Source organism: Alcanivorax sp. (assembly GCF_017794965.1).
Classification (GTDB): domain Bacteria; phylum Pseudomonadota; class Gammaproteobacteria; order Pseudomonadales; family Alcanivoracaceae; genus Alcanivorax.
Window position 1 is genome coordinate 2,443,750 of record NZ_CP051240.1, and the last position, 24,138, is coordinate 2,467,887.

20 protein-coding genes are annotated in these 24,138 nt (G+C 58.2%); 6 read left to right on the plus strand and 14 right to left on the minus strand.

What is annotated here, in order from left to right:
* Positions 1–109: 109 nt before the first annotated feature.
* The gene (locus tag HF945_RS10755; protein WP_290522608.1) at positions 110–1,015 is read right to left on the minus strand and encodes an aspartyl/asparaginyl beta-hydroxylase domain-containing protein; all 906 of its coding nucleotides are present in this window, start codon (positions 1,013–1,015) and stop codon (positions 110–112) included.
* Positions 1,016–1,231: 216 nt separating this feature from the next.
* Between HF945_RS10755 and HF945_RS10760 the strand changes: the two genes are divergently transcribed.
* From HF945_RS10760 to HF945_RS10770, 3 genes are all read left to right on the plus strand, one after another.
* A complete protein-coding gene (locus tag HF945_RS10760) occupies positions 1,232–2,956 on the plus strand; it encodes a mechanosensitive ion channel family protein (RefSeq protein WP_290522609.1) in 1,725 nt (574 codons plus the stop codon).
* Complete coding sequence (locus HF945_RS10765) at positions 2,943–4,244, plus strand: LssY C-terminal domain-containing protein (protein WP_290522610.1); 1,302 nt, start codon at positions 2,943–2,945, stop codon at positions 4,242–4,244. Before HF945_RS10760 ends, HF945_RS10765 begins: the two co-directional genes overlap by 14 nt.
* Positions 4,245–4,395: 151 nt before the next feature.
* Complete coding sequence (locus HF945_RS10770) at positions 4,396–4,569, plus strand: hypothetical protein (RefSeq protein WP_290522611.1); 174 nt, start codon at positions 4,396–4,398, stop codon at positions 4,567–4,569.
* A 426-nt stretch (positions 4,570–4,995) separates the two neighbouring features.
* On the opposite strand, the gene HF945_RS10775 is transcribed toward HF945_RS10770, so the two are convergent.
* The 8 genes from HF945_RS10775 to HF945_RS10810 all read right to left on the minus strand — a co-directional run bounded on the left by HF945_RS10775 (position 4,996) and on the right by HF945_RS10810 (position 14,532).
* Positions 4,996–6,384: a DUF4397 domain-containing protein gene (locus HF945_RS10775; protein ID WP_290522612.1), complete on the minus strand. Its 1,389-nt coding sequence runs from the start codon at positions 6,382–6,384 to the stop codon at positions 4,996–4,998.
* A gap of 479 nt (positions 6,385–6,863) precedes the next feature.
* A complete protein-coding gene (gene sat / locus HF945_RS10780; RefSeq protein WP_290522613.1) occupies positions 6,864–8,069 on the minus strand; it encodes a sulfate adenylyltransferase in 1,206 nt (401 codons plus the stop codon).
* Between the two features lie 179 nt (positions 8,070–8,248).
* Entirely contained in the window at positions 8,249–9,307 is a 1,059-nt protein-coding gene (locus HF945_RS10785) for a succinylglutamate desuccinylase/aspartoacylase family protein (protein ID WP_290522614.1), read from the minus strand.
* A gap of 109 nt (positions 9,308–9,416) precedes the next feature.
* Complete coding sequence (gene rimK / locus HF945_RS10790) at positions 9,417–10,325, minus strand: 30S ribosomal protein S6--L-glutamate ligase (RefSeq protein ID WP_290522615.1); 909 nt, start codon at positions 10,323–10,325, stop codon at positions 9,417–9,419.
* Positions 10,326–10,391: 66 nt separating this feature from the next.
* Positions 10,392–10,826, minus strand: coding sequence for an ATP-dependent zinc protease (locus HF945_RS10795; RefSeq protein ID WP_290522616.1), 435 nt, complete (start codon positions 10,824–10,826; stop codon positions 10,392–10,394).
* A complete protein-coding gene (gene gloA / locus HF945_RS10800) occupies positions 10,826–11,209 on the minus strand; it encodes a lactoylglutathione lyase (RefSeq protein WP_290522617.1) in 384 nt (127 codons plus the stop codon). The genes HF945_RS10795 and gloA overlap by 1 nt, the downstream gene beginning before the upstream one ends.
* A gap of 494 nt (positions 11,210–11,703) precedes the next feature.
* On the minus strand, positions 11,704–13,089 hold the full coding sequence (locus HF945_RS10805) for a serine/threonine protein kinase (RefSeq protein WP_290522618.1): 1,386 nt from the start codon (positions 13,087–13,089) through the stop codon (positions 11,704–11,706).
* A 219-nt stretch (positions 13,090–13,308) separates the two neighbouring features.
* Positions 13,309–14,532, minus strand: coding sequence for an argininosuccinate synthase (locus tag HF945_RS10810; protein WP_290522619.1), 1,224 nt, complete (start codon positions 14,530–14,532; stop codon positions 13,309–13,311).
* A gap of 183 nt (positions 14,533–14,715) precedes the next feature.
* Between HF945_RS10810 and rnt the strand changes: the two genes are divergently transcribed.
* Entirely contained in the window at positions 14,716–15,384 is a 669-nt protein-coding gene (rnt, locus tag HF945_RS10815; protein WP_102790302.1) for a ribonuclease T, read from the plus strand.
* A gap of 128 nt (positions 15,385–15,512) precedes the next feature.
* Here rnt and HF945_RS10820 read toward each other — a convergent pair whose 3' ends face one another.
* The 5 genes from HF945_RS10820 to HF945_RS10840 form a co-directional block, all read right to left on the minus strand.
* Positions 15,513–16,115 (minus strand): peroxiredoxin, encoded by a 603-nt coding sequence (locus tag HF945_RS10820; RefSeq protein WP_102790301.1) that lies wholly within the window; start codon positions 16,113–16,115, stop codon positions 15,513–15,515.
* Positions 16,116–16,273: 158 nt separating this feature from the next.
* Complete coding sequence (locus HF945_RS10825) at positions 16,274–16,999, minus strand: PepSY-associated TM helix domain-containing protein (RefSeq protein WP_119917285.1); 726 nt, start codon at positions 16,997–16,999, stop codon at positions 16,274–16,276.
* Positions 17,000–17,165: 166 nt separating this feature from the next.
* Positions 17,166–17,498 (minus strand): Grx4 family monothiol glutaredoxin, encoded by a 333-nt coding sequence (gene grxD / locus HF945_RS10830; protein WP_102790299.1) that lies wholly within the window; start codon positions 17,496–17,498, stop codon positions 17,166–17,168.
* Positions 17,499–17,915: 417 nt separating this feature from the next.
* A complete protein-coding gene (locus HF945_RS10835) occupies positions 17,916–20,108 on the minus strand; it encodes a TonB-dependent receptor (protein WP_102790298.1) in 2,193 nt (730 codons plus the stop codon).
* Between the two features lie 95 nt (positions 20,109–20,203).
* The gene (locus tag HF945_RS10840) at positions 20,204–21,766 is read right to left on the minus strand and encodes a hydantoinase B/oxoprolinase family protein (RefSeq protein WP_290522620.1); all 1,563 of its coding nucleotides are present in this window, start codon (positions 21,764–21,766) and stop codon (positions 20,204–20,206) included.
* Between the two features lie 215 nt (positions 21,767–21,981).
* Here HF945_RS10840 and HF945_RS10845 point away from each other — a divergent pair, with 215 nt between their 5' ends.
* Together HF945_RS10845 and argF are read left to right on the plus strand one after the other, a co-directional pair.
* On the plus strand, positions 21,982–23,166 hold the full coding sequence (locus HF945_RS10845) for an aspartate aminotransferase family protein (RefSeq protein WP_290522621.1): 1,185 nt from the start codon (positions 21,982–21,984) through the stop codon (positions 23,164–23,166).
* Positions 23,163–24,071, plus strand: a complete 909-nt coding sequence (gene argF / locus HF945_RS10850; RefSeq protein WP_290522622.1) for an ornithine carbamoyltransferase — start codon at positions 23,163–23,165, stop codon at positions 24,069–24,071. Before HF945_RS10845 ends, argF begins: the two co-directional genes overlap by 4 nt.
* Positions 24,072–24,138: the final 67 nt, after the last annotated feature.

Below are 24,138 nucleotides of genomic sequence, written 5' to 3' on the forward strand. Positions count from 1 at the left end.
TGGCATGGACGACGACAGGCTGCCAAGCCAGACGCGCCGCAGAGGGCGCCTCAGAAATACCGCTGGGTGAGCGAAAACCGCCGCCCGGCGAAAGGGCGGCGTAACAGCATCACACCAGGCTGGCGCCTATGGCGTAGAGAATGCCGAGAATTACCGCCCATTTGGCGACAACATAGAAGGTTTTATTGCGACGTTTGACGGACTTGAGGAAGTGCTTGTAGGCCAGCACACCCTTGCCGATCTTGTTACCCACCCCGGTGTGCGTCGGATCCAGGTTGTCGATGAAGAACAGGCGATTGAAGAACCATCCGAAGGACCAATAGATCTTCTGCACCAGCTTCGATTTCAGCGGACGATCCACATCTGTCATCAGGATGATGCGTGGCTTGTCGGTATTGTTCCAGGCCGAGTGAATATAGGTTTCGTCGAATACCACACTCTCACCATCACGCCAGATGTAGTCATCCTCATTGATGGTCAGGCCACAGCCTTCATCATTGGGAGTACTCAGGCCCAGGGAGTAGCGCACCGTGTAGGCGAATGGATCGTGGTGACGATTAAGCTTCTTGCCCGGCATCAGCACTGCGAACAGGGCGATATTCATGGTTGGCATCTGATCCAGCAGCGCCATGGTCTTGGGCGCCAACTCATAGGCCGAGGGTAACTTGTTGTCGTAGACCTTCAGATAGAAGCTGGTCCAGCGACCATCCTTGTAGAAGCTGCTGGCGGGCAGATCATCCTTGGCGGTGATATTGCCACCGGTATACAGTGCCAGCGCCTCGTCCCGGATGGTTTCCCAGTTATCGTCAATCAGCTTCAGTTCGGGCAGGTGTGCCTTGTCGATCTGCGGCGTGGTGGGGATCTTCGACAGCAGGTACGCCGGAATATTGAACGGCACCATAAAGGTGGAAAAGTCCGTCAGCTGGCGCTTCAGCCCAAAGGGTTCCGCATTGCGGATGCGGATAAAAACAATACACCCCACATAGATCAACAGGGCGCTGATAATCACTGCCATGGTTTACCTCTCGACGCTCACAGCCTCAGCGACACAATCGCACGGGCCGCCTTCATTATGGCGGGGATTCTAAAGCAAAACGGGACGTAAATCCGGGACTATATCGGCTCGACGGCACCGCTGCTCGGTCAATATTCCACCCGGGCCAGCAACGAATTTGGCGGCCGGCCCCCAAACAGGTACATTTCCAGACTCGCCCCCAGACGAGACGCTTCCATGCGCAGGATCGCCCCTCTTGCACTGGCCTTTATCGGCCTGTTTCTTGCCACCCTTGGCCACGCCAGTGAACCCGCTATCACATTCAAGGACGTCATTGATACCGGCGAAAAGGCCCAGGAGGTCAAGGAGCAGGCTCAGAACGATGACTCCCTGCAACCCGGTGACACCCCGCTGAGTACCCTGCTGGCGATCATTGATGCCACCGAGCAGCGCGACTGGGCAGCGGCGGGCGAATATCTGGACATGCGCTATCTGCCTGCTGATATGGCCGATGCGGACCCTGCCGTCCTGATCAAGCAGCTCAGCATTGTCTGGAGCCAGCAACGCATCCTGGACCTGACCCGGATCTCCAATGAACCGGAAGGCCACAGCAATGATGGCCTGCCCAGCTACCGGGACAAGATTGGCACTCTGACGCTGCCGGATGAGACCCTAACGCTCTATCTTCAGCGTATCCCTGACGATGGCCGCCGGGTGTGGAAGATTTCCAATACCACGGTACGCGAGATCCCCCAGCTCTGGGAGACCTTTGGCTATAATCCCGCCATTGTTAAGCTGGCAGACTATCTGCCTGACTTCACCTTCCTGCATATGCAGAACTGGCAGGTAGCCGGGCTGGTACTGATTCTGCTGGGCTGCTGGATCATTGCGGCGCTCACCCGCCGGTTGCTGCTGGCCGTGCTGGAGCACTCTGATCGCTATCGCGACACCCTGCATCGCTTCTTTGCCGTACCGGTGCGCTGGTTTCTGTTCTTCAAGTTATTGCAACTCGGAGTTGGCGAGCTGGGCCTGTCCATCAAGGCGCGGGTCTACCTGAATGAATCCGCGCTGGGGTATCTGGCCAGCGTGTTTCTGGCGTTGGGCATCATCGAACTGCTTTCTGCGTTGTTCCTGAGCAATGCCACCAACCAGAAGTACTGGTCCGGGATCATCCGGCCGGTGCGCACCATCCTCAAGATGATCGCTATTGTGGTGATCTTCCTGCTCTGGCTCAGCGATTCCGGGTATGACATCACCACCGTGCTGACGGGCCTGGGCATTGGCTCCATTGCCATCGCGCTGGCCGCCCAAAAAACCCTGGAGAATGTGATCGGGGCCTTCACCCTGTATATCGCCAAGCCCATCCAGCCGGGCGATTTCTGCAAGGTGGGGACCACCGCTGGCATCATCGAAGAAATCGGCCTGCGCTCCACCCGCATCCGCCGTACTGACCGCAGCGTGGTGTACGTTCCCAACTCCGTGCTTTCCAGTGCCAGCATCGAAAACATCAGCGAGTCAGACCTGCGCCGTTACCGGCGCGACCTGCATATTCGGCTGGGCGCGACACCGGATCAGCTGCGCAACCTGCTGGCCGATCTTCGCCGGTTGATCTACAGCCACCCCCGCCTGACCGAGAAGGCTGCCCGGGTTCGCTTTGTGGATATCCTGCGCGACAGCTACCGGCTGGAAATCAACGCGTATGTAGACAGCAGTGAGTTCGGCGAGTACCTGGCGGTCAGCGAAGACCTGAACCTGCGAATCCTGTCCTTGCTGGAGCAACAGGGTCTGCAGCTGGCCGTACCGGTTCAGCAATGGATTCGGGGGGAGCGCCCGATGGAAAGCGAAGCGGAAAACGTTCCCGACAGCACTCTGCAGGCCTTTCCTGATTTCGAAAAGGAGGCCAAGACCACCATGAAAGGCACCCTGGACTACCCGGAAAAAGGACGCCATGAACAAGAATAAGCGCACCCTCACCCTGCTCCTTCTCGGCGCCTTGCTGCCTCTTGGCGCCTGCAGCTTTCGGCCGGGCAATGTGGACGAAGCGACGTTACGCACCGATGCCCGCCATCATCACGAGGAAGATCTGACGGTCAGCGCCAGCGTGATCAGCGACAGTGATGCCCGTGACATTTTCGGGGTGGGGCTTGGCGGACATGGCATCCAGGCGGTATGGATCGAGGTAGACAACCGCACCGGCCACCCCTTGTACTACCTGCCCGTAACCACAGACCAGCAGTATTTTTCACCGCTGGAGGTGTCGTGGAAGGTCAAGGGCAAATTCAACAGTGACGGTGAAAAGGCTGCCGACAGGATGTTCATCTCCCGCGCCATGCCCGTGGATGTCCCCGACGGCGAGCGCACCAGCGGTTTCGTGTTCACCAACCGCGATCTTGGCATCAAGGTAATCAATGTGGATTTGCTGGGTGGCGGCAAAAGCTGGCAGACCTCCTTCATGATGGATGTGCCCGGCATCAAGCTGGATGTGGAGAAGGTCAATTTCGACGGTCTCTATGCCGACCATGAATATCAGCAACTGGATCGGGATGGCCTGCGCCAGTGGCTTTCACAGCAGCCCTGCTGCACCACCAACGAAGACAACAGCAATACTGGCGACCCGGTCAACTTTGTCCTGGTGGGCGATAGCCAACTGCTGCTCAGCGCCATGGTGCAACGGGGCTGGGATGTGACGGAACGGATCCACGGCGGCTCCATCTGGAAAACCACCAAATCCTTCCTGGTGGGTTCCAGCTACCGCTATTCGCCTGTGAGCTCGCTCTATACCCTGGGACGCCCCCAGGACCTGGCGCTGCAGAAAGCCCGGGGCAACATCCATCAGCGCAATCACCTGCGCCTGTGGCGTGCCCCGGTGCTGTGCGATGGCGAGCCCGTATGGCTGGGCCAGATCAGCCGAGATATCGGCGTGCGCTTTACCTTCAAATCGCCCACCCTGACCACTCACAAAATCGATCCGGATGTGGATGAAGCGCGGGATTACCTGCTCCAGGACATGATCTTTTCCCAGCGGCTTGCCGAGTTTGGCTACGTCAGGGCCATGCCCCCCCACCCCATTGAAGACCCCGGCCATAACCTCACCGGCGACCCCTTTATTACTGACGGCCTGCGGTTAGTGATGTTTTTTCACAGCCCCATGACCCCAATGCACGAAGTCAGGAATCTGCACTGGCTGGAGGCCAACCGGGACCGCCGTCACTGGGTGGAGCAAAGCGAGAAAAGCGACGAGGCGCCCTGACCACAAGCGTTACTGCACTAACCCGCAGCAGGCCGTCATAAAGACTTAATGTGTATATACATTGACTATCTTTAAGATAGCCAATAACTTGATTGCAAGTCGCCGATAATCCAGCGACGATGCAGCCTGTTTTTTTGTGGTGTTTACTCCCATGTCCAAAGACAAGAGCAAGTCACGTAAGAAGAACAGTCAACTCATCGTTCGCATCAACGACGAAGAACGCCTGCGCTTTATCGAGCTCTGCGAAGAACTGGATACCAGTGCAGCGCGGGAAGTGCGTCGCTTTATCCGTGACTTCATCAAGGCCGAGGAATCGAAGTCTTAGTCTCGACCTGGCCTACACTTGCGTTTAATGGAGAGACATCATGTCCAAGAAGAAAAAGCTGAAAAAAGCCATCAAGCAAAGCAAAGCCAAGATCAACAAGCAGGAAAGCGTGCTGAAGAAACTGAAGAAGAAGCTCAAGAAGCTCTGATTCAGACAGCATGAAACGGGCCTGCGGGCCCGTTTTTATAGCCTCTGACAAGCTCGCCGCTCACTCTTTCTACCGTGCGGTAATTTCACCCCGTGTGCATGGCATCAAGTTTACCTCTTCCCCCTGTTACCAATACGGGCTCGCTCTTTTGTCCGTCTCCCGCTTGAAAGAGCGCCACGTCAACAGCACATATTACGGAATCTTGTTGGCCTCTCGCCGCAAACAAAGGGCCCACATAAGCGGGCCCTTTGCCTTGGATCCACTCGTTTGCCAAAGGGTTATGGCGCAGGCTGATCCGCCAGAGGCAGCAGGGTCAACGCCTCCGTTGAGCCATCACCAAGCGCGATCACGGTATAGACCTTCTCGCTCTCCAGCGTCACCTCTGCAGCAATGGCCACGTCGTTACTACCTGCTGCAGTGACCAGCGCCGTGATGTCACCCAACACACTAACAGGCAGATACCCGGAATCTTCCTGATACCCCAACCCAGTACCCAAGGTAAGCAGGGGAGCAACACCGCTCACGGTGGTGGTAACGCCCGCCACCAAGCCAGTGGTGGCATAGACGTCCACATCCGCACCCTCGCCCTCTGCAAAGGGGGCCGCATGCACAACCCGAACCCTGGCTTCCATGGACGGGGCACTGGTGAAATCATCCTGCAGGGCGAAGAGCCCCAGAGGCAGGGAGTCCGCAGCATTCACTGTACCGTTGGCAATCACGGTGTAATAACCACCACGCTGCAGTGTCGGCTGGCCTTCGATCACCGCGTCGGCAATATCGCCATCGGCCAGTACCACATCAAGCTTTGGCTGGCTGTTGACTGCCACATACCCACCCGTGCTATTGCCAAAAGCAAAGTCTTCCAGAGCCGGCATGGCTGATTCGTTGATGTACACATCAACCAACGCCCCTGGCACACCATGCACCACTCGCACATAGGCGGTGTCGTCCACAACCACAGGATTGCTGTCCGTTCCCGTCAACACCACCAGGTCGACCGGGGCTCGGTCGGTAAGGCTGTCCAGGGCCACCACCGAAATATTGTCGCCACTGTTCAAGTCAATGGGGCCGGAGTCATACACCACATCCTGACTGGCACCACCGGTGATACGAATCTGGTATTCACCCGCGTCCTGATCCGGCAGCAAGACATTGGCATTAAAGACAGCGTCATCCACTGTAGGAGCGCTTGGCAGGGCATCCCCATAGGCTGTTACATAGATATCCACGGTACCGGCGTTCGCGGCTGCGTGGATCACGTTGACCCGCGCCTTTCCAGACATCACCGCGTCCCGGGATTCTTCAACGGCCAGCAGATCGCCCAACATGGGGTCGGCCGCGATAATACTGAATCGATCGTTTCTTTCCAGATCATACGTTTGCGAAAACAGCACGTTGTCAGTCCCGGCTTCCAATACCTGCACAGCGCGCTCACCCGGAGCAAGATCGAGATTGCCGGAAGCCTGCTGGTAGGCCACATCCTGCAACACCACCTCACCGTCGACAGCCACATCCACGTTCACTGCACCTCGAATGCCATGCAGCACACGCACCTGGGGTTCAGCCAAATCCAGCGCTGCGCGGATATCATCATCCGAATCTCCACCACAACCGGCCAGCACACCCACCAAGGCCACAGCACCGATTCCTTTCCAGCACATCTTCATCACCAGACTCCTTATCGTAATTGTGTCGATAACAACATCCCCCCGGTACACAACCGGGATGACCCCAAGGGTCAGGTGAGATTTGAATCCCAACCGGGTAAAGCAAAGGTGAATAAATGCGTGAAAATTCAGTGAGTACGGCGTTCAAAAACCGTGAAAGCGACAACCGTGTCACAGGTTGTATTTGATGGGATCAACAAAACAGAGGAAATACCCCGGGCGGCTATAGCGTCTGTTTTGAGAAAACCGGTATCGGGTTCAGGGTGATAAATAACAGCTGTCAGCGTAAGCGCAACTATGAAATGCCGCCAAGGATTTCCATTGGCGCAGCCAGGCAAGCAGGCTCACACGCATACACCGGCTCAAATGTTTTTTGCGTGTCATATGATGCGTTGCAACCGCGCAGCGACAAAAAAAAAGCCTCTTTGCAGAGGCTTCTTCTTGTTCCTGTTTCCTGAGCGCAGGCGCTCATGGCCAGGTTATTTACCGGCGTCCAGCGCCTGGTAGTAATCCATCAGGATTTGGGCCACTTCCGGGCGGGAGAATTCCGGCGGCGGGGCAATGCCCTGGCCCAGCATCTCGCGCACCTTGGTGCCGGACAGCAGCACAAAGTCGTCTTTGGTGTGATCCGGTACATCGCGCATCATCACCACGCGATCGAGCTTCTTGGAATAGGCAGTGTGGTCCGCTTCGAAGATCTTGATCTCCAGGGCGCCTGCCGGCACTTTTTCCTGGAAGATGGTCTGGGCGTCGAAGGCACCGTAGTAATCGCCCACACCGGCGTGGTCACGACCCACGATCAGGTGAGTACAGCCACAGTTCTGGCGGAATACCGCATGCAGCACGGCTTCACGGGGGCCGGCGTAGAGCATGTCAAAGCCATAGCCGGTGATCATGACGGTGTTGGGCGGGAAGTACACTTCCACCATCTTGCGGATGGAGGCATCGCGCACGTCGGCAGGAATATCACCCGGCTTCAACTTACCCAGCAGCATGTGAATCAGGATACCGTCAGCGTTCAGGGCTTCCTGGGCCATGCGACACAGTTCTTCGTGGGCACGGTGCATGGGGTTACGCGTCTGGAAGGCGACCACATTGTTCCAGCCACGCTCAACGAATTCATTACGGATGGACACCGCAGTGCGGAACGTATCCGGGAAATCATCGGCAAAGTAGGAGTAGTTCAACACCTGGATGTCACCGGACACGATGAAGTTGCCGGCGGCCAGGAAGTTGGCCACGCCCGGGTGCTGCTTGTCGGTGGTGGCGAAGACCTGCTCGGCTACGGCTTCCAGTTCCGCGTCAGAGGCTTCTTCGATGGCCGCCACATCCATCACCGCAATCACCGGCTCGCCGTCCACATTGGGGTCACGCAGGGCGATGCGCTTGGCGCCCTCGATGGCGCTGACGTCCTTGAGCATGTTGACGATGGGCACGGGCCAGAACAGGCCATTGGCGGTGGTCATGTTTTCCGCCACAGACAGCATGTCAGCCTTGTTCATGTAGCCGCTCAGCGGGGTGAAATAACCGGCAGCCATCATCACCGCATTGGCGGCAGCAGCCGAGCTGACCACCACCGAAGGCAGGGACTCGGCTTCTTTCTGCAGGGCAACGCGCGCGTCTTCATCGGCGACGTACAGGGGGGTTAGTGCGTCCGCACCATGCGGCTTGACCAAAGCGACCATCTATTCACTCCAAATGCTCTATCAACGAGGTGTCCATTTCGCGGCGGAGTATAACAAAGGAAAAGCGTCAGGTCGGCCCGGCAATAAGGCATAAGGGAAGCACCAACAGGAATAAGAGGCGTGACGGGCTTCAGATGCTCTCGTCAGAGCGCCTGCGCCCCCCTTCCTGCCCAGCGCGTCTACACAATCGGTGGCTCGCCGGCCAAGGTCGGGCCTTCCTCGATATCATGGGTAAACTCTTCCAGGGACTGGGCCACCTCGTGCACTTCCTCGAAGCGGGCAATGTGGTAGAGCGCCTCGCCTTCATTGACCAGGGGCAGGTTGTTGCGGCCCACCAGGATACCGGCAGCAGGGGCGTGGATGTTCACATCATCGCCCCCGAACGGGCTGGATATCCGGCCGATCAGATCGCCCTTCTTGATCCAGGCGCCCAGGGCCACCAGCGACAGGAAAACACCGTCGCGTTCGGCACGCACCCAGCTTGAAGAGCGGGCGATGTAGGGTTCGGCAGGCGCCTTGGTGCGGCGGGAACCGGTCATGCCAAGGTACTGCATCACGTTCAGCACACCTTTCACACCAGCACGGATGCAGGACTCGTCAAAGCGCAGCGCCTCGCCAGCTTCGTAGGTAATTACCGGAATGCCCTGGGCCTCAGCCTGTTCCCGCAGGGTGCCCTCGCCCAGCACCGAATTGATCACCACCGGCACCCCAAAGGCATTGGCCATGGCAGCGGTATCGTCATTGGAAAGGTCTGCGCGAATCTGTGGCAGGTTGGCGCGGTGGATCGCGCCGGTATGCAGGTCCACGGCATGGGTGGCCCGGTCCAGCACCTGGGTCTTGAACTGCCAGGCCATGCGCGCCCCCAGGCTACCGGTTTCGGATCCCGGGAAACAGCGGTTCAGATCCCGGCGATCGGGCAAGTAGCGGGTCTTGTGAATAAACCCAAAAACGTTCACCACCGGCACCGCCAGCAAGGTGCCACTGAGCGTCTTCAGCGCGGAATGACGCAACAGGCGGCGGATGATTTCCACTCCGTTGAGTTCATCCCCATGAATGGCCGCACTGACCATCAACACCGGCCCGGGGCGACGACCGTGGATCACATGGATAGGCACATTCAGCGGGGTCTGGGTATAGAGCTGCGCCAACGGCAACTCCACCTTGGCCCGCGTCCCCGGCTGCACAGTAATGCCATCAATTTCAAAAGGCACGTTTTTCGGTTCTTTTGGATTTTTCATTTTTTCCGAAACCACCAGCTCACCCTGGGACCCGTTTTACGCACTAAAGCGTCCGAAGCAGCAGGGTTTTCGCTATTCACTATTCACTATTAACTGTTAACTGCCTTTGTTACCCCTTGGAGCCCTTGGTCTGTGTCCGGTAAGGCCGCGCATCCTTTTCGATGAACGCCATGACCATGCCGGCCACGTCCTTGCCGGTGGCCTGCTCGATACCCTCCAAACCCGGTGAGGAGTTGACCTCCATAACCACTGGGCCATGATTGGAGCGGAGGATATCCACCCCGGCCACGTTCAGGCCCATGATGCGGGCCGCGCGTACGGCGGTGGCACGTTCTTCCGGGGTAATACGGATCAGGCTGGCACTACCGCCACGGTGCAGGTTGGAGCGGAATTCACCCGGTGCGGCCTGCCGCTTCATGGCGGCAATCACCTTGCCTCCCACAACGAAACAGCGGATATCCGCACCGCCTGCTTCCTTGATGTACTCCTGCACCATCACCGACACATTCAGGCCCATAAAGGCCTCGATCACCGATTCTGCAGCCTTGCGGGTTTCCGCCAGCACCACGCCAATCCCCTGGGTACCTTCCAGCATCTTGATAACCAGAGGCGCACCACGAACCATGTTGATCAGGTCGGGAATGTCATCCGGAGAGTGGGCAAACCCGGTGATTGGCAGCCCCACCCCCTTGCGTGACAACAACTGCAGGGAGCGCAGTTTGTCGCGGGAGCGGGAAATGGCCACCGACTCGTTGACCGGGAACACCCCCATCATCTCGAACTGACGCAGCACCGCTGTACCGTACTGGGTAATGGAGGCGCCGATCCGGGGAATCACCGCATCAAAACCTTCCAGCACTTCGCCCTTGTAATGAATCTCGGGTTTGTGCGCCACCATGCTCATATAGCAACGCAGGGTATCGATGACATGCATTTCATGACCGGCAGCCTCACCAGCCTCCACCAGACGACGGGTGGAATAGAGTCGCTTGTTTCTCGAAAGAATCGCAATTTTCATGGCAGCACTTGTCTGTTTGGGTTAACTATCTAAGTAAGCGTAATAAAGGGTCGCTGGCAAGGCGGCTTACGGATTGTCCCGATCACCGCCCAGCAGGAAGGATTCTGTTGGCTCTACCAGGATTTCCGTCATGGCAGTGCGGCCGAGCAGCATCCGGAATTTCATGTTTTCCCGATCAGTCAGGGTAACTTCGATTGGCCACTGGCGGCCGCCCAGATCAATACGGGTAAGAATCACCGGGCGCTCTTCCTTGTGGCCGCCAGAGTCGGTGACCACCCGGCGATCCAGCACCGGCGCTTCACAGACGGTGACCTGGGGCTGATCCTGAATCGGGTGCAGGGAAAAACGCACCCATTCGCGACCATCGCGCTCGAAGCTTTCCACTTCAAAGGCATGGATGGCCGAGGTTCGCGCCCCGGTATCCACCTTCATCTTGATGGCATCAATGCCCAGTTCCGGCAGGCTGGCCCATTCGCGCCACCCTACGACCACTTTGCCCATCAGTCGCGTCCCAGCAGTTCAATCTTGTATCCATCCGGATCTTCCACGAACGCCAACACCGTGGTGCCGTGTTTCATGGGCCCGGGTTCACGGGTGATCTTGCCGCCCCGCTTGCGAATCCGCTCACAAGCAGCGTACACGTCATCCACGGCCAGTGCGACATGGCCATAGCCGGTACCCAGGTCATAGGAAGACTGGTCCCAGTTACAGGTCAGCTCCAGCACCGCACCGTCAGACTCGGGCTGATACCCCACAAACACATTGGTAAAGCGGCCTTCCGGATACTCCTTGCGACGGATTTCGTGCATCCCGAGCACTTCGGTATAGAAGGCCACGGATTTTTCCAGATCGCCCACACGCAACATGGTATGCAGAATTCGCATGATCGGAGTCTCCTGACAGGGAGGGAAATTCACAGGCGGGAAGCGAGCGCCTGCTTGTCAGGGCGAAGTGTGGTGGCAGAAGACGGAATTGACAAGAAAAAACGCCGGAGGCACGACGCCGAAAGGCCGACGCAAGGAAACGCTGTCAGGCGCCTGGCACGGTGGCCGGTTATTCGCGATCGGGGGCGAGTTGAAAGTTTAAAGGTGAAAAGCGCGCCAGAGCTTAGGTTGGGCACTGAACCGCCGTGGCCGCGCCATTACCGGAAATCGCGGGCACGGCATCTCAGTCACGATGACGCCATCCGCGTTTCAACTTTAAACTTTGAACTTTCAACTCAAGATCGCCAGCAGGCTGGCTCCTACGGTGGGTGTGCGAGATTGGCGATCGTCGGAGCGGCCCCAAAATTCCCGGCGCCTGACGCCAAACGCCCGATGCAGTATCGCGGGCCTTTGAATTTATGCGTCAGGCGTCGGGCATCCGGCGTCCAGCGTTTTTACGGCAAGAACATCGACCCCTGGTCTTCTACCCAGGCCTCCGGGACGCGGCCTTCGCGGATCCGTTGCGGATGATCGCCCACATCCACCCGGGCCACTTCCTGGCCGCTGGCATAGTTGAAGATTGACATCTGGTCAGTGCCACTCCAGGACACGTAGCAATGCTCACCATCCTTGCTGGTGGTGACCCAATACGGTTTCTCGCCAACCCCTTCCTTGAGGGTATATTCAAAGGTCTGCCGGTCCACCAGGGCCACGTAGTCACTCATGGTCCCTGCAACACACAGTGTCTTGTCGTCTGCGCTAAGCGCAATGCCATGGTGGGCCGAATCGTTCACATACAGTTCCCGAGGCAATCCGTTGGTCAGATCCGGCAGCTCCGCAAGCCGCAGCACCTTTTCCTCCTCCAGGTCATACTCGATAAAGCCGTGCAGGAACGACAGCTGGAAGTAGAAGTAGCGATCATCCGCGGTGTGCGCCATGGGCCGTACCGCCGTGCTGAGATCACCGTACCCTGCCGCCTCCAGGTCTGCCGCCAGGTCCAGCTTCTTGATGATATCCATGCTGTCCGCATCCACCACCTGGAAGACCCGCTCCCCCTTGGTGGCATCAAGCAGATTCTGGCCCAGCAGGGCGTCGGTGAGGTCACCGATCAGCTTGCTGTCCAGCGGGGTGTAAACCGTACCGATACTGGCGTGATAGATGCGATCTCCATCCTTGGAGTAAATGTTTTCATGGGGGGAGTCACCTGAAGGAAAACGCTTTAGCTCCGCGCCCGTTTCCACATCCAGAATGTGCACCACATTGCCTGTGGAGGCAGAGACCGCCACCTGGGTGCCATCCGGTGATACCGCCATATGATCGGAACGATAGCCATCCACTTCGAAGCGCCATTCGATCTCGCCGCTGGCGATATCAATGCCCACCACATCCGCGTAACTGGGGCGCGACACAATCAGCAGACGGCCATCGTTGCTGCTGTACATGTCGTCCACATACTGGTGGTTCCCCTCCCCAATCAGCAGGCGGATGCCCTGGAAGAACAACAGATCCTCAGGATTGCTGGCAATCGCTGCTTCTCTTTCCTGCTGATCAGGGATGCCGTTGATACGGCCCAGCCGGGCATAGGAGTCACGATCAATCACATCAACCATGCCTTCCCAGTTGTTACCCACGAAGATCACATCACGGGCCTTGGCCGCCGGCTCGGGCAGCTCGGGGGTCTGGGCTTCTTCCGCCACATTGGCCGTGGGTGCCTCACTGCTGGCGGCGCCAGTGACGGGAGTCGGCGTACTGCTGCCCCCGCCCCCACAGGCCGCGAGGGCAAGCGTCAGAGCGGAAGCCAGCAGTGAACGGCGAAAATTCAACGACGCGGCAGGGGTCATGGTCGGTATCCTCCCAATCAAAAGGGTGTTGTTATTCTGAGGACACCAGCCTAATTAAGACGATGGTACAAATTAAACAAGACTTCGTTTTCGATATGTAACGGAGGAGGCTGGACGCCAAATGCCTGACGCCAGAGGCAAAAAACCGCCGTAGCCTTGCGGCGTACGGCGGTTTTTTGTTTGAGCGTCAGGCGTCGGGCATCAAGCGTCCGGCGTAAATCAACTCAACTTTCGGCCATTCTTGGCAGCGATGCGCAGGCGCAGGGCATTCAGCTTGATGAAACCTTCCGCATCTTTCTGATCATAGGCACCGGCATCGTCCTCGAAGGTGGCGATGGAGGCGTCGAACAGGCTGTCGTTTTCAGAACGACGGCCCACCACGGTCACGCTGCCCTTGTAGAGTTTCAGGCGCACTTCGCCATTCACATGCTGCTGGGTCTCGTCGATGAGCTTTTGCAGGGCCAGACGCTCCGGGCTCCACCAGTAGCCGTTGTACACCAGCTCGGCATACTTGGGCATCACGGAATCCTTCAGGTGTGCGGATTCACGGTCCAGGGTGAGGGACTCGATGGCACGGTGGGCCGGCAGCATGATGGTGCCGCCCGGGGTTTCGTAGCAGCCACGGGACTTCATGCCCACGTAACGGTTTTCCACGATATCCAGACGACCGATACCGTTATCGCCACCCAGCTTGTTCAGCTTGGTCAGCACTTCCGCCGGAGTCAGATTCTCACCGTCGATGGAAACGATGTCGCCCTTCTCGAAGCCCAGGGTGATGTAGGTGGGTTTGTCGGGCGCCGCTTCCGGGCTCACGCTCCAACGCCACATGTCTTCCTCGGCTTCCCACCACGGATCTTCCAGGTTGCCGCCTTCATAGGAGATGTGCAGGAGGTTGGCATCCATGGAGTACGGGGATTTCTTCTTCTTGCTGGTGAAATCCACCGGGATCTTGCGCTCCTCACAGTAGGCCATCAGTTTTTCGCGGGAGTTCAGATCCCACTCACGCCAGGGGGCGATGACCTGAATGCCGGGGGCCAGGGCGTAGGCGCCCAGCTCGAAACGGACCTGGTCGTTACCCTTACCGGTGGCACCGTGGGAAATGGCATCGGCCCCGGTCTCCTCGGCGATTTCCACCAGTCGCTTGGCGATCAGGGGACGGGCGATGGAGGTACCCAGCAGGTACTCACCCTCGTAGATGGTGTTGGCGCGGAACATGGGGTAGACGTAATCACGCACGAATTCTTCGCGCAGGTCTTCAATGTAGATCTCTTTCACGCCCATGGCTTCTGCCTTGGCGCGGGCCGGCTCCACTTCTTCACCCTGACCAATATCCGCGGTGAACGTCACCACTTCACAGTCATAGGTATCCTGCAGCCATTTAACGATGACAGAGGTATCCAGGCCGCCGGAATACGCCAGCACCACCTTGTTGATCTTGGACATGAAAAGACTCCGCAATTGGGCCGACGACAGCGCATGGGCCGGCAGCCCGGTGAATCGAGGGTGCGTATTGTACCTGCACCCCAGTGGCGCCGTCACCTGTCACCACCGGCGGGATTCCGGTAGCATAGCCACTCCCGGCTGCCGGAGCGGCCAGTTCGGGGCTTTTTCTCTGTTGGAGTCATCATGAGCGATCAGCACCCCAGCCTTGCGCTGCGGTTTCGGGGTTTTCTGCCGGTAGTCATCGACGTGGAAACCGGGGGATTCAATGCCAGTACCGATGCCTTGCTGGAAGTCGCCGCCGTCCTGATTGATATGGACGCCCAGGGCTACCTGCGCCCTTCCACGCGTATCCAGTTCCATGTAGACCCCTTCCCGGGGGCAAACATCGAGCAGGCCGCACTGGATTTCACCGGTATCGATCCTGACAACCCCTTACGTGGCGCGGTCTCCGAAGACACCGCCCTGAAGGGCGTGTTCGAGCCAGTCCGCAAGGCCATAAAGAAACATGGTTGCAACCGTGCCGTGCTGGTGGGCCATAACAGCTTCTTCGATCTGGGTTTCATGAACGCTGCCGCCGAACGGGCGGATATCAAGCGCAATCCGTTCCACCCGTTCTCCAGCTTCGACACCGCTGCCCTCGCTGGCCTTGTCTACGGTCAAACCGTGTTGGCGAAAGCCTGTGAGGCCGCCGGCATCCGCTTCAGCCAGCGCGAAGCCCACTCCGCACTGTATGACGCCACCCGCACGGCAGAGTTGTTCTGCTCCATGGTGAACCGCTTCCGCGACCTGGGCGGCTGGCCGCCCCCTCCCCCCGGCGAAATGCCGCCGACTCTGGCAAAAGCATTAGACTGATTGGACGCCTGACGCTGCCCATTGTTTTGACCCTGTTTTAAGCGTCAAGCATCTGGCGTCAGGCCTCCAGCGAGCGGGCACAAAAAAAGGGCCGCTAAAAAGCGGCCCTTTTTTTGTGCCTGCGACAATTACAGCTTGTCTGCATTACCAGACAGGTACTCGGCTACGCCATCCGGGGAGGCGTTCATGCCGGCGTCGCCTTTCTGCCAGCCAGCCGGGCACACTTCACCGTGCTCTTCGTGGAACTGCAGGGCGTCAACCAGACGGATCAGCTCTTCCATGTTACGACCCAGCGGCAGATCGTTAACGATCTGGCTACGTACCACGCCGTTCTGGTCGATCAGGAAAACACCACGGAAGGCCATGCCACCTTCAGACTCTACGTCGTAGGACTGGGCGATGGTGTGGTTCATGTCAGCGGCCAGGGTATATTTCACCGGACCAATACCGCCTTCGTTGATGGGGGTGTTACGCCAGGCGTTGTGGGTGAAGTGGCTGTCGATGGACACGCCGATCACTTCCACACCACGCTCCTTGAAAGCGTCCATACGGTGATCCAGTGCGATCAGCTCGGACGGACATACGAAGGTGAAATCCAGCGGGTAGAAGAATACCAGGCCGTACTTGCCCTTGATGGCTTCGGACAGGGTGAATTCGTCAACGATGCTGCCATCGCCCAGGACGGCAGGAACAGTGAAATCCGGTGCGGGCTTACCAACCAGAACAGCCATGTTTATCTCCTTGTGTGAGAGGGGTAAAACCGGGGACATCACGTCCCGCGAAACTGTGCTCTATCATGGGGATTCCGGCGCGGCATGCAACCGGCTTTGTTGCGGAATCCAACCAATTGCTCAATGAATAGGCAATTGGGGCACTTCTGCAGCCATCTTTAGCGGCGGCTTCGACTCCAGATCACCGTGCCGGTAATGGCCAGAATGGTGAGTACCAGGGCCGCGAAGTCCATCACCAACTGCCCCGCCACGCCGGCAATCCGGCCCGCGTGCAGATCCAGCAACAACCGCTGCCAGGTCAGGGAAGGCGGCACACTCTGGTCAATCAGGGCTTTTTCCAGACCGTTTGGCAATGGCCTGGCGTCCAGCGGCTGCCAGTCCCCCTGATACGGACTTGCCATCAGCTGGTCCACGTCGTAACGCAGCAATCCATCGCCGGTGTCCAGGATCAATCCAGTGTCATCACTGCCCAGATGTTCAAAGGCCGGTAACCCATAGGCCTTGCCGATGCGTTCCACCAGCTGACCATTGCCGTCCAGCAGCATCAGCTCCTGCCCGCAACCGACAATCAACAGTCCGTTGTGGCGCGCAACCCCATGCAATGGCGGCGTGCAATGCAGAGTGTCAGCACCATCCACATACAAGCGCTCATTCAGTTCTGCATACCACTGACCTTCCAGAGAATAGCCCCTGATGTCGCTGGGCACCGGCGCACCGTACCAGCGCGCCAGCAAGGGCGACATGGGCTTGCTGGACCAGCCAAGGGACTCGATGTGATTGAGCATCACCCCCGTAATCGACAGCACCAGCACCGGCAATGCCACCGCCAGCCCCAGCCAGCGGTGCCAGCGACGCCACTGGCGTGTAGGGTTCCGTTTTTTCACCTAGCTACCTCAATGAGGCCAATAATCCACGTCGATTGTAGGCGCTAATGCATTAGGGCCAACACCGGAACCTCCAGCAGTCTGAGCAAAACCGTCAAGAGCCCCACACGCAGGCATAAAAAACCCGGCGCTGGGCCGGGCATTCATTCATTACAGAGTAACGAGATCAGTCGCTGCCGCCAGTCTCTGCCGCTGCGCCATCCACCAGCTCCTTGAGCTGACCGGAGCGATACATGTCCATGATGATGTCGCAGCCACCCACCAGCTCGCCACCCACCCACAGCTGGGGATAGGTCGGCCAGTTGGCATACTCCTTCAAACTCTGACGAATTTCCGGCGCTTCCAGGATATTCACATAGGCAAACGGCTTTCCCACCGCGGTCATGGCTTCCACCACCTGAGCGGAGAAGCCGCACTGGGGGAACTGCGGGGTGCCCTTCATGTAAAGGATCACCGGGTTTTTTTCGATCTGGTCTTTGATGACCTGAATAACATCCATACTGAACTACCTGGCGTTTTGAGGGGGTTGATTGGCTCTATTCTAGCACTGATGGCCCTGCTCCTCCCAGATGGGGCCGGAGAGCCACGCCTTCAAGGGTCACGGAACAGAAAAGGGGGCCGAGGCCCACCGCTGTCCCACATTTTTCAGGCTCCTCTTTGGGACAGGCCCCTCTTCCTTTGTGGGAGCTTGCTTGCAAGCGAATTCGGCCTTTGCGAACACGTCTTCGCCTGCAAGCAAGCGCTTACCCTGGAAGAATCTAGGGAGCCTCTGAAGATTGGCTCACCGCCAATTCATGTCTTCATATCACGAGATACCCTGCCGGCATGTCAGCCCCGCAGAGCTCCGTCAAGCAGACACAAACTGTGGGACAGCGGTGGGCCTCGGCCCCCAGTTCTGTTGTCACCGCTTTCCACCTCAGAAGCGTACTTTCATGCCCACATAGCCAGTGCGCGGCTTGTTGGGGCGAGCCCCTGCGGGATCACGGGAGACAATTTCCTGATCGTCAAACACGTTATCCACTTTGGCATACACTTCCATGTCGCTATTCACGTGGTAGGTGGCCACCACATCTGCGATCACGTAGTCACTGGTGCGTTTGAACGTGGTGCTCTGACCAGTACGGTCACAGCTGTTGTCGATGCACATGCCATCCGTGTGGCTGACCGACATCAATGCAGACCAGGCAGCGGCTTTTTCCAGGCCGAAGGTCAGGCTGGCCAGATGTTCAGGCAGGTAAGGCAGCACATCGCCATCCAGCACGGACAGATCATCAGCGTCCCTGGTGATTTCGCCATCGGTGTAGGTATAGGCCAGCCGAACCGGAACTCGCAGGCCATTGTCACCCTCCCAGGCCACGCTGTTCAGCCCCACCTCCAGACCGCGAACCTCGGATTCACCAAAGCTCTGGGTGCCGGAATCATTGCCATTGGGACATGGATTGGCGATGGAACAGTTCTGGATCGTGTTCTCATAGTCGCTGTAGAACGCGATCACATCGGCACTGAAGTTTTCCTGCCAGTAGCGGAAACCGGTTTCATAGTTAACACTCTTTTCCGCCTCGGTACCTTTCTGGGAGGAGGCTCCGGCCGGCGCAAACCCCTGATGCACACCAGCCAGCAGTGACCAGTTGTCATTTAGCAGCCAGGTGGCACCCAGGCCCGCCATCAGCTCTTCGTTGCGGTTTTCTGTCCGTGAACTCACCGTGTTGCGAGCCGGGTCACCCCAGCGCTTGCTCTTGCTCTCCACGTTCTCGTACCGCAACGAGCCGGTGACAATGAAATCCCCCACATAAGCGTGATCGATGATCCAGGCCGACATGGCATCGGCATTTTCCAGACGGTTATCACCGCCGGTGGGCAATGTGGACGTCTGATACACCAGGCTGCCATTAGTCTGATCGAAGGTGTCCGTGGGCTGATAACGATCCACTTCGTCCTGGTGGTAGCGGGCCCCTACGATCAGATCATTTTGCACAGAGCCTACCTGGAACTGGTGACTCAGTTCAGTCTGAATTCCTTCAGAAATGTACTCACGGTTGTTGTTCTTGAACACTAGATCAGAGGCGTCGGCGCTACCACGCAGAACTGCTTGCTTGACTCCACCATTGGTGTTGGCATCCGACACATAACCACCAATGCCCTGGCCATCAATACTGGCCAGCTTGTACCAGTTGCGGTTGAACTCGTTGCGGTACACTACAGAGTTCAACCGGGTATTTTCAGCAAACACCAGAGTGTGGCGCAGGGACACCGCATCCCTGTCATTGTCCATCTGGTCGATATCACTCATGCCGTAACGCCGGTTGGCATCACGCTCAAAATCCCGGTCGGTCAGCCCCAGATAGGTTTCGTCGGAGACTTCGCTGGAATGCTCCAGTTTCAGTTCCAGCGCCTGCTGGATAGCGGCGGTTTCCGGAGCCTGCCAACGTAGCTTGGCTACATAATCACGCTTGTCAAAACCACTGTCACGGTTGGAACGGTCAATATCCTTGAAGCCCAGGGTGCGTTGCTGATGCGCTTCCAGCATGAAACCAAACTGGCCCTCAGTGGCGCCATAATAGGCATGAGCTCGCTGAGATCCGTCCTCTCCACCTTCCACATTCACCATGCCTGAAGCACGGGCAGGAATCGGGGTAGACAGGAAATTGATGGCACCCCCAACAGTGAAGGGACCGTAGCGCAAGGTGTCTGGACCTTTCAGGACTTCAACGCCATAGAAACGACCAGCACTGGGAAAATAATAGGCTGCCGGTGCAGCGTAAGGTGCCGGGGCAATCAACACCCCGTCTTCCATGAGAGAAACCTTGCTGGAGCGGTCACGACCGGAGCCACGAATACCGATGTTCGGACGCAGGCCATAACCTTCTTCTTCCTGGAAATACACGCCGGGCACATCTCGCAGAATGCGGTGCACATCCGTGTTTTCCTTTTCTTCCAAATCTTCGTTAGACAGTACGTAAGCAGAACCACTGATACTGAAAGTATCCTGGCGATCCCCGAGGATCTGTACCGGTTTCAGTTCATTGGTCTGATCCGCAAAAGCCGGAGCTGCTCCGGTAGCCATGGCAGAGGCGATGGCACAGCAAATTAGGCGACGCTGTAAATGCATAAGTATTCCTTCCCGACGCAAATGCAAAAAATGTAAACATCGTAAGCACGGGAAAAATACAGTGAAGAAGAACCAACTTCAATTATTTATCATTCTCATTTATACTTCGTATCGTAATACCCTCCCCCGCCAGGAGAGGCTACCAGCAACCGATCACCGACTCTGGCGGCAAAACCAGTCTTTGACGGCAACAACCTGCCGTTATGCCGGTTTTCCCCCACTGCGCCATTCTTTCCGCCCGCCAGCCCCCAGGGCGCGGAACGGCGGCGGTCTGTGAGCAGGGTGACCTGAGCTTCCGCAAGAAACTCCAGCTCACGGACAAGACCATCCCCACCGCAGAACACTCCGGCCCCACCGCTGCCATGGCGAATACGGTATTCCAGTACCCGCAGCGGATAATGAGCCTCCAGGCTCTCGATGGGGGTGTTCAAAGTATTGGTCATGTGGGTATGCACAGCGCTGAGTCCAGCCCCGCCCGCATGGGCGCCGGCGCCACCGGCCATGGTTTCGTAATAATCCCAGCCCTGCTCCCCTGAAGCGCCCATGGCCACATTGTTCATGGTGCCCTGGCTGGCGGCGGGCACCGCCTCCGGGGCCGCCTGGGCCAGGGCGCCCAGCACCACATCCACCACCCGGGAGCTGGTTTCCACGTTGCCGGCAGCCACGGCCGCCGGACGATGGGCATTAAGCAAGGATCCCGGCGGTGCGGACAGGCTGATGGGACGGAACAGACCATCGCAGGCCGGCACATCATCATCCATCAGACAGCGAAAACAGTAGTAGGCCGCGGCGGCGACCACCGATAGCGGGCAATTGATATTGCCGGCCACCTGATCCGCCGTGCCGGTGAAATCCAGCGATGCACTATCGCCCTCGATACGCAGGGTCACCGAAATGGTGATGTCCTGCTGACCCTGACCGTCATCATCCATCACGTCCGTAAAGTGGTATTGTCCATCCGGCAGCGCCGCAATACGGGCGCGGGCGCGTTTCTCTCCGTAGGCATTGAGGGCATCGAACCCGTGACCAATATCTGCCAGGGTGGCCGCCATCTCCGCCAATCGGCGGGCCCCGGTTTCACAGGCGCTGGCCTGGGCAGCAAAATCCCCGAACCGCAGGTTTTCCATGGGCGGCGAATCGGCCCCTGGCAGCGGCTCCAGACCCGCCAGACGGCGGCACAGGGGAATCTGCCACTGGCCAGCCGCTTTCAACAGGGTGGGGGCAATCACCAGCCCTTCCTGCGTCAGATGGGTGGACACCGGCATGGAACCGGGACTATGCGCGCCAATATTGGCATGGTGGGCCCGGGTGACCGCAAAGCCGATCAGGGCGCTGTCCGCCGCATACACCGGTGCGACCACGGTCACATCCGGCAGATGGGTGCCGCCCAGATAGGGGTCATTGACCACCAGCAAATCGCCTGGCGTCCACTCGCGATCACTGACCAAATCAGCCATGGCATAGGCCATGGAGCCCAGATGCACCGGGATATGCGCCGCCTGGGCACAGAGCCGCCCCTGCACATCAAAGATCGCGCAGGAGAAATCCAGCCGGTCCTTGATATTGGGCGACAAGGCACTGAGCCGCAGTACCGCTCCCATTTCATCACAGATACCGGAGAGGCGATTGGCGAAAATGCTGAGCTGGACGGAATTCATAAGGGCAATGAACAGTGAACAGTTAATAGTTAACAGCTAAAAAAACAGTGACAAAATCAGGCCGGCCCCAGCCTACCCTTATTCGCTGTTCACTGTTAACTATTAACTGTTCACTAAAATGTGCGCTATCATCGGCGGTTCCCGGCAGCCCACAGCTGCCGTTTTTTGTTTCAGTGAGGCTGAAACAGACAAATTCGCATCAACGAGTCTGGGTAATGAGTCAGCAATATTTGATTCCCACCTACGCACGGCAGCCGCTGGCGTTTGTGCGCGGTGAAGGGGTGTGGCTGTTCGATGAGAACGGCGACAAGTACATGGATGCCATTTCCGGCATCGGGGTCTGCAATCTGGGACACTGCCATCCAGCGGTGAGCCGAACCCTGGCCGAACAGGCCGGGCAGCTGATGCACACCTCCAATCTGTACCGCATTCCCGCCCAGGAAGCGCTGGCCCAGCGTTTGTGCGACATCAGCGGCATGCAGAGCGCCTTCTTTTCCAATTCAGGGGCAGAAGCCAACGAAGCCGCGATCAAGATTGCCCGGCTTTACGGCAACCGCAATGGCATCAGCAAACCCACCGTGCTGGTCATGGAAGGCAGCTTCCACGGCCGAACCATGGCCACACTCTCTGCCACCGGTAACAGCAAGGTACAGGAAGGCTTTACCCCACTGGTAGAGGGCTTTGTCCGGGTGCCCTTCAACGACGTGGATGCCGTGGCTGCCCATGCCGACAATAAGGATGTAGTGGCAATTCTGGTGGAACCGGTACAGGGCGAAGGCGGTATCAATATCCCCGACGCCGGCTACCTGAAAGGCCTGCGCCAACTGTGTGACCAGAATGACTGGTTGCTGATGGTGGACGAGATCCAGTCCGGCAACGGCCGGACTGGCCATTACTTCGCCTGCATGGGCGATAACGTGCTGCCGGATGTGCTGACCACTGCCAAGGGGCTGGGCAACGGCTTTCCCATCGGCGCCTGTCTGGTTGCCGGCAAGGCTGAGGGCGTGTTTGGCCCGGGCACCCATGGCAGCACCTACGGAGGCAATCCGCTGGGCTGTGCGGCTGCGCTGACTGTGGTCAACACCCTCACTGACGAGGTGGTTGACGGTGTTGCCGGCAAAGGCGAACGACTAAAAGCCGCTTTCGAACACGCCCTGTCGGATGTGCCACTGGTCACTGAAGTGCGCCAGAAAGGCCTGATGATCGGTATCCAGCTGGACCGCCCCTGTGGCGAGCTGGTCAATAGCGCCCGGGAAGCGGGCCTGCTGATCAATGTTACCGCCGGTTCCGTCGTGCGCTTGCTGCCTCCCCTGGTGATCTCCGATGCCGAGATGCAAACCCTGGTGGACGATCTGTCCGCCGTCATCCGCTCTTTTGCCAATGCACAGGAGGTCGCATGAGTCGGCATTTCCTGACACTCAATGATCTGACCGCGGACGAGCTGGGTTACCTGATCCAGCGCGCCATTGAACTCAAAACCATGCTGCGTAATGGCCAGAGCCATGAACCCTTGAAGGGCAAGACCCTGGGCATGATCTTCGAGAAATCGTCTACCCGTACCCGGGTGTCCTTCGAAGTGGCCATGACCCAGTTTGGCGGCGCCAGCATCTTCCTGTCCCCCCGCGATACCCAGCTGGGCCGCGGCGAACCCATCGAGGATTCGGCCCGGGTTCTGTCACGCATGGTGGATGCGGTGATGATCCGCACGTTCGACCATGCCACCGTGGAAACCTTTGCGGCGCACTCTTCAGTGCCGGTCATCAATGCCCTGACCGATGATTTCCACCCCTGCCAGCTGCTGGCAGACATGCAGACCTATGTGGAGCATCGCGGCAGCATCCAGGGCAAGAAGGTGGTGTGGGTAGGCGACGGCAACAACATGTGTGCCAGCTACATGAATGCGGCCCGCCAGTTTGATTTCGATCTGGTGATCAGCTGCCCCCAGGGCTTCTCCCCGGATGACGAGCTGCTCAGTCGCTGCGACGATCACGTCAGCATCGAGCCAGACGTTCGCGCCGCAGTGAAAAATGCCCACCTGGTGGTGACCGATGTGTGGGCCTCCATGGGCCAGGAAGACGAGCAACAGGCACGAATGAGTGCTTTTGAAGGCTATCAGGTGACCCCGGAGCTGATGGATCTGGCCGACCCGGAAGCCTTGTTCATGCACTGCCTGCCTGCCCACCGTGGCGAAGAAGTGAGCCATGAAATGATGGACGACCCCCGTGCCGTGGTCTGGGATGAAGCGGAGAACCGCCTGCACGCCCAGAAGGCCCTGCTGGAATTCCTGCTCACCGGGCAGCATTGATGAAGACGCAGCACGCAGCACGCAACATGCATCACGCAACCCGGGTTCCGTGTTGCGCAGAGCATGA